The sequence below is a fragment of the Megasphaera hexanoica genome (assembly GCF_043520715.1).
GTDB lineage: Bacteria > Bacillota > Negativicutes > Veillonellales > Megasphaeraceae > Megasphaera > Megasphaera hexanoica.
Genome location: NZ_CP171361.1, coordinates 515117 through 529148, shown reverse-complemented (window position 1 = coordinate 529148; position 14032 = coordinate 515117). Strand labels below are relative to the sequence as shown.

The following is a 14032-nucleotide window of genomic DNA, read 5'->3' as shown; positions in this document are numbered from 1 at the left end:
AAGAAAATACACAGAAGGGACGATAGTATGGCAGATGAAAATGTAAAACGAGGAATGGTCTGTGCCACTTTCGGCGCACTCAGCTGGGGACTGTCCGGCACATGCGGCCAGTATTTATTCATGCACTACACCATAGACGCCCTGCTCCTGACGAATATCCGCATGCTCGGTGCCGGTATCGTCCTCATGATTCTGGTCATTTCCCTGCAGCGGCAAACATTGACAGCCCTTTTGCACAACCGGCGCGATATGGTACAACTGGCGGCCTTTTCTGTATTCGGACTCGTTACCTGTCAGCTTACGTATCTATCAGCTATCCAATACGCCAATTCAGGAACAGCCACGGTCCTGCAATCCCTTAATGTAGCCCTTATGTCCTGCGTAGCGGCCATCCGCTTCCGGCGCTGGCCCGACCGCTGGCAGATAATAGCCATCTTTCTGGCATTAGCCGGAGTTTTCCTCATTGCCACAGGCGGCCAGATACAAACTATGGTCATCTCTCCCCAGGGGCTGTTCTGGGGCATCGGCGCCGCTATCGGCTCTATCCTGTACACGGTTATTCCCCATAAACAAATCCGCAAATGGGGAACGCTTCCCGTCAATGCCCTGGGTATGCTCATCGGAGGCATCGTGCTGACGCTCTGCCTGCGCCCCTGGCAGAGCGCCATGAACCTCGATACGGCCGGAATCCTGGCAATCGCCTTTATTGTCCTGATTGGCACGGTAGCCTCCTTCACCTTGTTTCTGCGCGGCGTCGGTGATATCGGTCCGGTCAAAGCAACTTTTATCGGCACCCTTGAGCCGGTTTCGGCTACGCTCTCCTCTCTGTTCTTCCTGGGCACACCCTTTTCGTTCACCGATTTCATTGGATTTGCCTGCATCATCGCCACTGTCTATCTGATTACCATGAAAAGCCAGACCTGATTCTCAACTATTTTCTCAATTTTATTGACATGAATGTATAGATACTATATAATGTGTACATTACCTCAAGGGAGTAATCGGTACATAGAAATATGTATAGTAGTATCGACATACTGGTGCCCGCACCCGGTACTATTTGAAATGATGAGACTTGAAGACAGTTTTTCTGTCTTTACGTCTCTTTTTTTTTATGATTTTTTATACAGAAAAGGAGCCATCCCTCATGAATACCATCGAATTATTTTTACTGGCCCTGGGTCTTTCCATGGATGCCTTTGCCGTATCGGTCTGTAAAGGCCTTTCCCTTGGACATATCCGCCTGCGCCATATGCTGATTGCCGGTGCCTGGTTCGGCGGCTTTCAGGCCCTGATGCCAACGCTGGGCTATCTTCTGGGCAGTTTCTTTTCCACCTATATCGTGCAGTACAACTACTGGATTTCCTGCCTCCTGCTCGTCCTCATCGGTGGCAATATGATCCGCGAATCAGGCAGCAGTGAACAGGAAAATAACGGTGGCGCCGCTCTCGATGTCCGGACCATGCTCATACTGGCCATCGCCACCAGCATCGATGCCCTGGCAGTAGGTGTTACCTTTGCTTTCATGGGCGTATCTATTCTCTACTCCGCGCTCTGTATCGGCTGTACGACTTTCATCTGTTCTGCCATCGGCGTAAAAGCCGGCAGTCTCTTTGGCCTGCGGTATCAGAAGAGTTCTGAACGCCTCGGCGGTATCGTACTCATCCTCATCGGTCTGAAAATTCTCCTGCAGGGGCTTGGTATACTATAGTTCTCAATTTTGCATGCAATGCATTAAATACTTTTCTTAATATTTTTAAGTTTCTTCTTAACTTTAATATTTTCTGGCATTTTGTTTATTTCTTTATTGACGGAGCGAATATTTTGTGCTAGGATGAGAACAAAATTGAATAAAAGGGGGATAGAAAAACGTTCTACTGTCCAAGCTGTCTGGGGAGACAAGATGACAGTCCGTCAGGAACCTATACTGGCGGAGTAAAGAATATGCGTGCGTTATACCTGACGCATGTATATATTACGTTTTAAGAGGGGAGTATCAGGTATTATGGTCCTTTACAATTTTGCTTTAGCATTTTTTGCCTGCGGCTGCGCATACGTAATCGGTGAATATGTATCCACCATTACCAAAGCGTGGATTCCATCCGTTTTCGTTACGGCCTGCATCATGCTGGTCGGCTACTGGACAATCTTTCCAAAGGAAATGATTACTAATGCTGGTCTCATGCCGTTTGCCAACACTATCGCTATTTTTCTTCTAATCGTTCATATCGGCACTATTATCAGTATCCAGCAACTCATCCGCCAGTGGAAAACGGTCGTCATTTGTCTGTTCGGCCTCTTAGGGATGTGCGTCATCGGCTATTACGTCGGCTCACTCTTTATGGACCGCACCCTTATCATCGCTGGCCTGCCGCCTCTTACAGGTGGTATCGTCGCTGCCACGATCATGCAGATGGCCGCTTCCAAAGCCGGCCTTATGACTGCATCGGTCTTTGCTATCACTATGTACTGCATCCAGGGTTTTGCCGGCTATCCGCTTACGGCTATCTGTCTGCAGGCTGAAGGCCGTCGTCTTCTGAAACAGCTCCGCACGGGAGAAGTCGTCCTTACGCCGGAAGAAATCGAACGTAATTCCCATGTCGGCATGACAGCTATTGCCGATGACAGCAACCGGAAGACACTGATTCCGAAAATGCCGCAGAAATTCAATACACCGGTCTTCATGCTGACTAAACTCGGTCTCGTCGCCTGGTTTGCCATCCTGCTCGGTCAGGCAACACCCGTTAATGGCGCTATCTGGGCACTTGTTCTGGGCGTCGTCTTCACCTACCTCGGCTTCCTCGAACAGAACACGCTGAGCCGTGCCGGTTCTTACTGGATTGTCATGTTTGCCCTGATGATGTTCGTATTCGACGGCCTGAAGAACTGCACCCCCGATATGCTGATTTCCATCATCGGGCCTATGATCATCCTCATCGTTACCGGGACGCTGGGCATGTGCATTTTCTCCTTTGTCATTTCCAAAATCCTCAAGATTTCCTTCCCGCTGGCTTTTGCCAACGGCCTGACGGCACTCTACGGATTCCCCTGCGATGCCATCATTACGGAAATGACCTGCGATTCTCTGGCTGATGATATGGTCGAACGGGGCTATCTCATGAGCCACATGTTCCCGAGCATGATTGTTGGCGGCTTTACTTCCGTTACAATTACATCCGTACTGATTGCTGGTTACTTTGCTACCCTGCTCTGATCAGACAGAGGTCTGCACATATCGGTACAAACCATACAGGCGTTATTCTTTATGGATAACGCCTGTTTTTTTATATCGAAAAAGTATTCTTCTCTATACTGATTATACAAATCAAATATTAATATATTACATCGCATTTATTATATTATTATCTTGTGTATATCAGTAAAACGTTTAATTTAATATTTTAATCTATTATAGCTAATTTTTTATTGACAAACCATTTTGACAGCACTAGTATATGAGTCACCACCTCAGAACGAGGGGATTTAGTTATATGAGAGGGGTTTTGGTATTATGGTACTGTATAACTTTGCCCTGGCCTTTTTTGCCTGTGGCGTCGTATTCGTCATCGGCGAATACGTTTCCAAATTATCTAAAGCCTGGATTCCATCAGTTTTCGTCACCGCCTGCCTCATGTTGCTTGGCTACTGGACGATTTTTCCAAAAGAAATGGTCACGAATTCAGGCCTTATGCCTTTTGGCAATACAATTGCTATCTTCCTTCTGATTGTGCACATCGGTACGATTATCAGCGTCCAGCAGCTCATTCATCAATGGCGTACTGTCGTCATCTGCCTGTTCGGTCTCCTCGGCATGTGCATTATCGGCTATTTTGTCGGTTCTCTCCTCATGGACCGCACGCTGGTCATCGTCGGTCTGCCACCACTGACTGGTGGTATCGTCGCTACGACCATCATGCAACAGGCCGCAACGAAGGCAGGTCTCATGAGTGCCTCCGTCTTTGCTATTGCCATGTATTGTATCCAAGGTTTTGCCGGATATCCGCTCACAGCGGTCTGCTTGCAGGCGGAAGGCAGACGCCTTTTAAAACAACTCCGTACAGGTGAAGTCGTTCTTACACCGGAAGAAATCGAACGTAATTCCCACGTCGGACTGACAGCTGTGTCCAATGACACTCAGCGTAAAACCCTGATTCCTAAAATGCCGGACAAATTCAATACGCCTGTCTTCATGATGACCAAACTTGGCCTCGTTGCCTGGTTTGCTATTCTCCTCGGTCAGGCCACACCGGTAAACGGTGCTATCTGGGCTCTGGTCTTAGGCGTATTCTTCACCTATATCGGTTTCCTCGACCAAAACTCTCTGACCCGTGCCGGTTCGTTCTGGATCATCATGTTCGCTCTGATGATGTTCGTCTTTGACGGCCTGAAGAACTGCACGCCGGACATGCTGATGTCTCTTATCGGCCCCATGGTCATACTGATTCTCGTCGGTACCGCTGGTATGGGTGTATTTGCCTTCATCATTTCCAAAATCATGCGCATTTCCTTCCCACTGGCATTTGCCAATGGCCTGACTGCACTCTACGGATTCCCGGCAGACGCTCTGATTACCGAAATGACGTGTGATTCTCTGGCTGATAATATGGTAGAACGGGGTTATCTCATGAGTCATATCTTCCCGAGTATGATTGTCGGCGGTTTTACCTCCGTTACTATTACATCCGTACTGATTGCCGGATATTTTGCTACATTGCTCTAAATGCTATAATGACTATAACGTATTTTACTATAGCAAAATCAGCAATCTGATTTATCTTTTTTTCTTTCTGTTTATTTGACAGCAATGTTTCATAGGTTTAATATTCTAAATGAAGTTTATTTTTATTTAAAAGAAGAGGGGTCTTTTAACATGGATATCAAAGAAGTTGCAAAGAAATATGCTGACTATCAGATTAACATGAGACGGTATTTCCATGAAAATCCGGAACTCAGTGAAAAAGAATTCAATACGAGTAAAGTCGTCAAAGAAGAACTCGATAAAATCGGCGTACCCTGGGTTCCCTGCGGTCTGGAAACAGGCGTGCTCGCTACCATTAAAGGCAGCAAACCGGGCAAAACCATTCTCCTCCGCGGTGATATGGATGCCTTGACAGTAACGGAAAAAACAGGGCTTCCGTTTGCCAGCAAGAACGAAGGCGTCATGCATGCCTGCGGCCATGACTGCCATATTTCCATGATGCTGACCGCCGCTCATATCCTGAATGATATGAAGGAAGACCTCTGCGGTACAGTTAAACTGGCTTTCCAGCCGGCTGAAGAAGTAGCCACAGGGGCTCCTGCCATGATCAAAGACGGGGCATTGGAAGGCGTCGACGGCTGCTTCGCTATTCACGTCTGGTTCGACGTCGATGCCGGTCATATCTCCTGCGATGCCGGTCCGCGTATGGGTGCTGCTAACATGTTCACCATTGATGTCACCGGCAAAGGCGGCCACGGTGCTACTCCGCACAGCTGCGTCGATGCCGTTGTCGTCCAGGCTGCAATCATCAACAACCTGCAGTCTATGGTCAGCCGTGAATTCTCGCCGATGGAACCGGTCGTCGTTACGGTCGGCGAAGTCAAAGCCGGCTACCGCTGGAATGTCATTGCCGAAAGTGCTCATCTCGGTGGCACATCCCGCTGCTTCAGCAAAGAAATCTTTACGGCTCTCCCGAAAGTCATCGATCGCATCGCCAGCGAAACAGCTGCCGCCTATCGGGCTACGGCTGTTACAAAAAATACAGTACTCTGCCCGCCGGTCATCAACGATGAACACATGGCTGCCGTTGTCCAGGGTGCATCCCGCAAAGTCATTGCTCCTGATGCTCCCGTAGCAGTTCCAGCCACCATGGGCGGTGAAGATTTCGCTTTCTTCATGGATAAAGTTCCTGGCTGCGTCTGCCAGCTTGGTATCCGCAATGAAGCTTGCAAAGCCGTTTATCCACAGCATTCCTGCTACTACACCGTAGATGAAAGTGCCCTCCTGGGCGGTGCTATGCTCTATGCCCAGACAGCACTGGATTTCAATGCTGAAAAATAATCTGTCCACGTCTCGTAAAAAGACCTGCCGCACATGCAGCAGGTCTTTTTATTACGTTCAAATTATCATTATACTTTTGCCATCTTAGACATGGATACATGTCCCGGGTCCCAGAAAATAATATCCCCCGTCCGGAGTGACTCAGGAACGTTGATCGTACGCTGGTTACTGGATCCTTTGAAGAGAAGGGTAACGTCTTTTTTCTCCAGGACAAATTCTCCATCGACGAGAACGTCAATATAGGACAGCAGCTCTTTCGTTTCCGGTACACTGGATACCATGCGCCCCAGAAGATCCCGGTCAAAAAGGTATCCCGTAAAGCACCATACATCCTTATGAGGATAGGTCTGCCGGACCCGCCGCAACAGAGGCAGCAGGCCTTTCTGATTGACTGGTTCCATGGGCTCTCCTCCCAGAAGAGTCAGTCCCTGATAGCATTCTTCCCCCAGTAAGGTTATAATCTTGTCTTCTGTTTCCTGTGTATATGGTTTTCCATAAGAAAAGTCCCAGGTCATGGGATTAAAACATCCTTTGCAATGGTGGGTACAGCCGGATACGAATACACTCAGCCGCACGCCCGGACCATTGGCAATATCGTATTCTTTTATTTCTGCATAATTCATGATTCTGCCTCCGCGATGAAAGGAGGAGCTGTCTCAGGCAGACAACTCCTCTATGGTCAGACATTTTGCTGTTCTTATAAATGAAGCACCCGGTCTTTGATTTCCTGTGTACGTCCCTGGTTCCAGAACTGGGTACCGATGTATCCGCAGGTCCGGCGTGCAACGGACATCTTGCTCTGATCCCGGTTGCCACAGTTCGGGCATTCCCAGACCAATTTTCCGCTGTCATCTTCTACGATTTTGATTTCACCGTCATATCCACAGACTTCACAGTAATCGCTCTTCGTATTGAGTTCTGCATACATAATATTGTTATATATGTATTTCATAACTGTCAGGACGGCCGGAATATTATTCTGCATATTCGGCACTTCAACATAGCTGATGGCGCCACCGGGCGAAAGGCGCTGGAAATCGGCTTCGAATTTCAATTTATGGAACGCATCAATCGGTTCCGTCACATGGACGTGGTAACTATTGGTGATATAATTTTTATCCGTTACACCTTTAATAATGCCAAACCGTTTCTGAAGGCATTTGGCAAAGCGGTATGTCGTCGATTCCATGGGCGTGCCATATACAGAATAACTGATATTTTCTGCCTGCCGCCATTCTTTGCATTTATCATTAAGACGCTGCATGACAGACAGGGCAAAATCCCGGCCTTCCGGTGTCGTATGGGATTTACCGAGCATGCGCATGCACATTTCATAGATGCCCGCATATCCGAGGGAAATCGTCGAATAGCCATTATACAGAAGCTTATCAATCGTTTCCCCTTTCTTCAGCCGTGCCAGAGCGCCATACTGCCAGAGAATGGGAGCTACGTCCGATACGGTACCACAAAGCCGTTCATGGCGGCAGCGCAGGGCCCTGTGACAGAGTTCCAGCCGTTCATCGAGGATGTTCCAGAATTTATCCATATCGCCATTAGACGAACAGGCCACATCAACGAGATTGATGGTTACGACACCCTGATTGAAACGGCCATAAAATTTGTGGCTGCCATCGGGATTGCGCTGGGAATCTTCGACGGTAAGGAAGGACCGGCAGCCCATGCAGGTATAGACATTGCCCTGTTTCAGCTGTTTCATGATTTTTGCAGAAATGTAGTCCGGCACCATCCGTTTGGCTGTACATTGCGCAGCGAGTTCCGTCAGGTACCAATAGGGCGCGTCTTCACTGATATTATCTTCATCGAGGACGTAAATCAATTTCGGGAAAGCCGGTGTAATCCAGACTCCCTTTTCATTTTTGACGCCCTGCATACGCTGGTGCAGCACTTCTTCAATAATCATGGCCAGGTCGTCCCGGGTCTGACCTTCCGGCACTTCATCGAGATACATGAACATCGTCACAAACGGTGCCTGTCCATTACAGGTCATGAGTGTAATAAGCTGATACTGTATCGTCTGGATACCGCTCTTTACTTCCTCCCGCAGCCGGCAGGCAACGATTTTATCTATAATGGCCGGATCGAGACTTTCTCCGCATACCTTCCGTTCTTCTTCAACCTGACGGCGGATTTTGCGGCGGCTGATATCGACGAACGGAGCCAGATGAGCCAGTGTGAATGACTGGCCACCATATTGATTGCTGGCTACCTGGGCGACAATCTGGGTCGTGACGTTACAGGCTGTAAAGAAACTGTGCGGTTTTTCAATCAGCGTTTCACTGATGACAGTGCCATTCTGCAACATATCTTCCAGATTGATGAGGTCGCAGTTATGTTCTTTCTGGGCATAATAATCCATATCATGGAAATGAATGATTCCCTGTTCGTGAGCCCGGACAATATCTTCCGGCAATAGGACGCGCCGCGTCAAATCCTTGCTGACTTCTCCCGCCATGTAGTCCCGCTGTGTCGAATTAATGACCGGGTTTTTATTGGAATTTTCCTGCTTGACTTCTTCATTCATCTGTTCGATGAGTGACAGGATACTGTCATCTGTCGTATTCGTTTTCCGGGATATTTCACGCTTATACCGGTACCGCACATACTTCTGGGCCACTTCATAGCCGCGCATTTCCATGATGCCCTTTTCTACCATATCTTGTATATCTTCGACATTGACAGCATGGGGCTGGCTGGCAATATTCTTAGCAATGGTGTCGGCTACAGCCCGGATCTGGTAGCTGTTCATCTGGTGAATCCCGCTGACTTCCTGATTGGCCTTACTGATTGCATTGATGATTTTGGAAATATCAAAGCCCACTTCCTGACCATTGCGCTTGATGACATGGGTCCTTACATTGATGGTTTCTGTCTGCTGTACCTGTTCCATACTACATCTCCTTGTGTCTCAAACATACGAGGTATTCCTCTTTTATATACAAAATATTGTCAATTAATGTTTTAAAAATACTATATATAGTGTCGTTAATGCCGTGTATTATAATACTACAAAATAAGGGAAAAGCCAATAGAAGAATTGGTATTTCACAGGTTTTTGTGAAAACAATATAAGGAAGCCTTGTCCAGTATCAATTTATCATCTGTTATATCGGGCCATTCCCTCGCTATACGGGCGCACAGAAAAACCGGAAGGCGTATAGAAAGTGAATACCTTCCGGTTATACAATATATAGTGTTTTTTATGACAAGCCTGGGAGCCTGCACGCGCCCTGTTACATCGTATGTCCGGTATCTGCCTTTGGCTCTTTTTCCGGTTTACCATCAGAAGCTGCCGGCTGTCCTCCCAGTTTCTGTCCTTCCGGAAGAAGCCGTCCCCCTCCGGGCAGATCCCGCACAGCTTTTTTCAGCCAGGCATTATCAGGAATATCACCATTGTAATAAATGTCATATCCGTTACTGTGAACGTTCGCCAGCGTCGTATCTTCATCCGTAAAAGCTGTCACATAAGATGTACCCGTTACGTCCCACACAGCTTCTTTATCGAGGGAGACCGATACGGCCCGCGCCGTTTTGTCTTTATTAAGTGCTCCTTTAAAATAGGTCTTGTCCCGCAGCACCAGTTTTAATGAACTGTTTCCATCGGCCGTCACATCGCCGGCAATCGTCTGATTGGATACGGCATAGCTGATATCGGTGTCGGCCGGAATCCCATTGCCCCAGGTACTGAACTGCATCAGACTGCCATCCGTCCCGGTAAGCTGCAGCCCGGAAGAAGAGCCGTTGCCTTTCCCATCCTGGGAAAGCATGGTCTGCATATTTTCCAGACTTTGAAACTTATCCTGCCAGATACGGGCAAAGGGATCCGGCATAACCATAGAATGATCCATCCAGTCATTGAAGAACTGACGCTGCACTGTCATATCGCGGTCCATGCGCCGTTCCATTGCATCCATACGTTGTTCTAATTGATCCATCTGGCGTACCAGCTGGTCGTCCCAATTACCGGAAACTGTACCTGCGGCCTGGGAAACGAAGGCAGTATTGGCAAATCCCAGTGCCAGTACCGCAGCGGCAGCCAAGAATTTACATGTTTTATTTTTCATTATTATCTACCTCCTGTTCCCTAATTATACTACACCATTGTCACGATTACATGACAGCCCGGCTGGAACGGGATATAGACTTTACGCCACACGATGGCAGACATTCCCGTTCCTGTTGCCGGATACGTTCATTCTTTATTTCTGTATGCGCTCCGGTTTTTCTTTCTGTAAAGAGCCGGGGTCTTTAGTTGAATTCTTCTTCTGTAACAACCGATTTTCCGCCGGTTTCTTGACTACTTTGCGGACTTTCTTTTTCTCACTGGATGTTCCGGCAGATGCAGTCACCGTATTTCCTGAAGGAGATGGAGCCGCGATAGAAGCCGTATCGATAACCGCGCCATCCATCTTATAAGCCGTCACGACAAAGGAATCCGGGGTTACATCTAATACCAGATACATGGGCTGATCCGTAGGATTATAATAAGCCGCATCACAGTATCGTTTTACCGTATCCGTATACGATTCCGTCCCGGCACGGCCTGTTGAAATATACGTCGTGCCTCCTGTGCCGGGCCTGCCATCTATCAGCGGTTCCGTACGGGCATAGCAGTGTTCATGGGCCGTAAAAACCAGTGGCACATGGTACTTATCAAAGAGAGGCATGAAATATGTCCCGTTGATATCAGGAAGTGCCCGATATGTAGCCGTTACTGCCGGCCGGTGCATGAGCACGATCAGCCTTTTCCCCCGTTTCTGTGCATCTGCCAGATCCCGATCCAGCCAGGTCACTTCATGTTCCATCATGTCCGGATATAACTCGTGCAATTCTTCATAATCCGTATTAAGAGCTGCGTAATGAACGTCGCCATAATCAAAAGAGTAGGCCAGGCGGCTCTGTCCTTCCGGGGCCCCGTACGGTACGGGAAACAGCGCCTTATAGGTATAGGGTTCACAGAATTTCCAGTCCAGAGAATAGGCTTCATGGTTCCCCAGGACCGGTGCTATCGGCATATAGGACGTAAGGATATCAGTATTTTCGTACCACTCTTTCCACTGATACCAGGACTGGCCATTATCGCTCAAATCTCCTACGACCGTAAAAAAAGCGGCTCCGGGATGGGCTTCATAGGCAGACTGCGCCGTCTGTCCCCAGACGCTGTAATCTGATGACTGGGTATCACTGAAGACGAGTACCTCATACCGGTTGAGCTGTTCCGTCGTCGTGTGGAAGGGAAACCAGCCGCTTTCCCCGTCCCCATCGGCAATTTCATATTCATAATCCGTATCGGGCCGGAGTCCCTGCATATAGGCACCATACGTATACGGCGGGACCCAGTCCGCATCGTATACAGGCGGGCGTTTAGGGTTGGTGACAAAGGCCCTTTCTGTTTCCCTGCTGCCTTTCTGACGATACGTAACGGTATAGTCACGGCGTCCGCTGTCATCCTGCCAGGCCACAGTCTTGGCCGTCGCCGAATCGGAAGCGACTATCTGCACCAGATTATTGACAGGAATCGTATCCGCCAGAACCGGCATCAGAGAAGCGCACCAGAAGACAGATAGTATCCCTGCTATGATATGATTATATTTCATCACAATGTTCCTTTCTTATCTTATACTGCATGACCTATTCTAACACGAATAGAAGGACTGGCAAGAGTTATGACACAGTCTGCATAAAAAAATGTCGGAATGGATTGCTTTTTGTCTGAATGGAGTAGAAATTGTCACATTACGCGTGTATACTTGATAAAGATTGTCACAATCGTTTGTGAAATCTCGTATACATAAGGAGGATTATTTTGAAAAAGAAACAATACATACCACTGCTGACAGTTTCAGTTCTTCTGGCCTGCGGTTCTAGTCTGGCGGCCGAACCATCTACCATTAAATTGCAGGATTCCTACGTCCATCCTGACTATGTGGAAGTCGAGCGTCTCAAAGATACAAAAGAAGTCATTGTCATACAGAAAAAAGATATCCAGGAAAAGGGCTACACCAGCCTGTCAGACATTCTGAAAGATGTCCCATCCATCAACGTCGGCCTCACCGGACAGGGCGATATCGATATTCGTGGTCAGGGTTCGGACCAGTCTGCCCGTAACCTGCAGGTACTCCTCGACGGGGCTCCCATTACCTCTGTCGTCAATCATCCTCTCAAGACAAACTATGATGTTGTACCCGTGGAAAATATCGAAAAAATTGAAATCATTCCCGGTGGTGGATCCGTCCTTTACGGTTCCGGAGCTTCTGGCGGTGTCATCAATATTACGACGAGTCTGCGGACGATGAATCAGGTACAGAACACGCTCAATACAGAATGGAATTCTGACGGGGAGAAGCTGAATCTGAACATCGGATCCAAAGTCAATGACAAGCTGACCGTTACGGCCGGTTATTCCAAAATCAACCGCAACCTCTATTTTAAAAACACCTACCGCAATAGTGATTATGTATACGGCGGCTTCCGCTATGACATCGATAAAAACCAGCGGCTGACCGTCCGTGCCAGCCATCTGGAAGAGGACAGCCGCTATATCGGTAATATTTCTATTTCCAAAATGCTGAAAGAAGGTAAAAATTATGTTCCCGCTTATCAGACAGTCACAGTCGGCCTCGATGCAGACGGTCACAAAATAACAGAACAGCGGCGTGATTATCTGAATGGCGACCGCCATCTCGATTCATATAATATGACTTATGAATCCAGTATTGGCTCCAACTGGCGGTTTATTGGCGACTTTTTCTATAACAAGGGGTATTACAGCAATACCGATACGGACGATAAGCGCATGTATCACGATACTAAAGGGGCCAAACTGAAATTCGATTATTCCTACGGTTCCGGCAAGCAGAATAACCTGCTGCTCGGCCTGGACATCTACCGGCAAAAAGCTAATCTGGATTATAATAACTATAAATTAGTGAACTATCGGACTAAAACCTATACACTGGAACCATTATCGTTTAATTACGACAAGAAAGTAGAAGCCCTCTATGCTCTGAATGTCATGAACAAAAAGAAATGGACATTCACCCAGGGACTGCGCCGGGAACGCCTGCTGTGGGACTTTGACAAACAGGCAGCCAGCGGACTTTCCGGCGCTGATGAAAGCAATCGCTGGAACACAGCAGCTGAACTGTCGGCAGCATACCATTACAACGATACAGGACGTATATACGCCCGCTGGGAACGGGGCTTTACTTCCCCCGACGGCCTGCAGATCACCGATGAAACGCGTATCGATGGATACAAGCGCTATGTCACGACCGGGGCCGATGACGAAATTTTCAACATGTATGAAGTGGGCTGGCGTGATAAAATCGGAGCTTCCACAATCAGCCTGACAGGTTTTTATTCGTATACAGATAATCAAATGAACCGTTTCTATATTTTTGACGCCCAGAATCACTTGAACATGAAAACCATGAATATTCTGAAAACACAGCGAAAGGGAATTGATTTATCAATCCAGCAGCATGTAGGAAAATGGAAATTTACTGAAGGCTATACGTATCTAAAAGGCCGCAGCAATTATAACGGTGCCGGCGAAGCCTGGATGGCAGAACACCCGAAAGACCGGATTGATTATACCAAGAGCGGGCTCATGAAAGTTCCCAAACATAAAGTCATGCTCCGCGCCGACTACGCTTTCAATAAAAAATTTAATATGGGCGCCACCTACACCTATATCGGAAAATATAATAACTTCCTATCCGATGCCGATAAATATGATAACGATGGCGGAATCATCGGATCTCACTCTCTCGTCGATATCGATGCTCATTATAAAGTGAACAAAAATCTGGAAGTATTCGGTGGCATCACCAATCTGTTCAACAAGACGTATTACGAATACGAATCTGGTATCGGACCCTATAGCACCATCACGGCAGGATCGGACCGGACATATTATGGCGGCGTCAAATATACGTTTTAACATTAAGGAGGTGCCGGAGATGCTGACTC

10 protein-coding genes are annotated in these 14032 nt (G+C 47.7%); 6 read left to right on the top strand and 4 right to left on the bottom strand.

The annotated features are described in order from the left end of the window. Window positions 1–27 precede the first annotated feature (27 nt). The 5 genes from ACGTIC_RS02425 (at window position 28) to ACGTIC_RS02405 (ending at window position 6040) form a co-directional block, all read left to right on the top strand. Window positions 28–924, top strand: coding sequence for a DMT family transporter (locus ACGTIC_RS02425; protein WP_162816204.1), 897 nt, complete (start codon window positions 28–30; stop codon window positions 922–924). A 223-nt stretch (window positions 925–1147) separates the two neighbouring features. Further along, on the top strand, window positions 1148–1711 hold the full coding sequence (locus ACGTIC_RS02420; RefSeq protein ID WP_113855278.1) for a manganese efflux pump MntP family protein: 564 nt from the start codon (window positions 1148–1150) through the stop codon (window positions 1709–1711). Window positions 1712–2005: 294 nt separating this feature from the next. After that, the gene (locus tag ACGTIC_RS02415; protein WP_059076136.1) at window positions 2006–3214 is read left to right on the top strand and encodes a hypothetical protein; all 1209 of its coding nucleotides are present in this window, start codon (window positions 2006–2008) and stop codon (window positions 3212–3214) included. A gap of 297 nt (window positions 3215–3511) precedes the next feature. Further along, window positions 3512–4720: a hypothetical protein gene (locus ACGTIC_RS02410; RefSeq protein WP_113855277.1), complete on the top strand. Its 1209-nt coding sequence runs from the start codon at window positions 3512–3514 to the stop codon at window positions 4718–4720. Window positions 4721–4870: 150 nt separating this feature from the next. Further along, window positions 4871–6040: an amidohydrolase gene (locus tag ACGTIC_RS02405; protein ID WP_059076138.1), complete on the top strand. Its 1170-nt coding sequence runs from the start codon at window positions 4871–4873 to the stop codon at window positions 6038–6040. Window positions 6041–6108: 68 nt separating this feature from the next. Here the strand turns inward: ACGTIC_RS02405 and nrdG are convergent, their stop codons facing one another. The 4 genes from nrdG to ACGTIC_RS02385 form a co-directional block, all read right to left on the bottom strand. Continuing rightward, window positions 6109–6663, bottom strand: a complete 555-nt coding sequence (nrdG, locus tag ACGTIC_RS02400) for an anaerobic ribonucleoside-triphosphate reductase activating protein (protein ID WP_113855276.1) — start codon at window positions 6661–6663, stop codon at window positions 6109–6111. Between the two features lie 74 nt (window positions 6664–6737). Continuing rightward, window positions 6738–8948 (bottom strand): anaerobic ribonucleoside-triphosphate reductase, encoded by a 2211-nt coding sequence (gene nrdD / locus ACGTIC_RS02395; RefSeq protein WP_059076140.1) that lies wholly within the window; start codon window positions 8946–8948, stop codon window positions 6738–6740. Between the two features lie 343 nt (window positions 8949–9291). Further along, window positions 9292–10122, bottom strand: coding sequence for a hypothetical protein (locus tag ACGTIC_RS02390; RefSeq protein WP_113855275.1), 831 nt, complete (start codon window positions 10120–10122; stop codon window positions 9292–9294). 135 nt (window positions 10123–10257) lie between these two features. Then, on the bottom strand, window positions 10258–11655 hold the full coding sequence (locus ACGTIC_RS02385) for a metallophosphoesterase family protein (RefSeq protein ID WP_059076142.1): 1398 nt from the start codon (window positions 11653–11655) through the stop codon (window positions 10258–10260). Window positions 11656–11864: 209 nt separating this feature from the next. On the opposite strand from ACGTIC_RS02385, the gene ACGTIC_RS02380 reads away from it, so the two are divergent. Beyond that, the gene (locus tag ACGTIC_RS02380; RefSeq protein WP_257536617.1) at window positions 11865–14003 is read left to right on the top strand and encodes a TonB-dependent receptor; all 2139 of its coding nucleotides are present in this window, start codon (window positions 11865–11867) and stop codon (window positions 14001–14003) included. Window positions 14004–14032 lie beyond the last annotated feature (29 nt).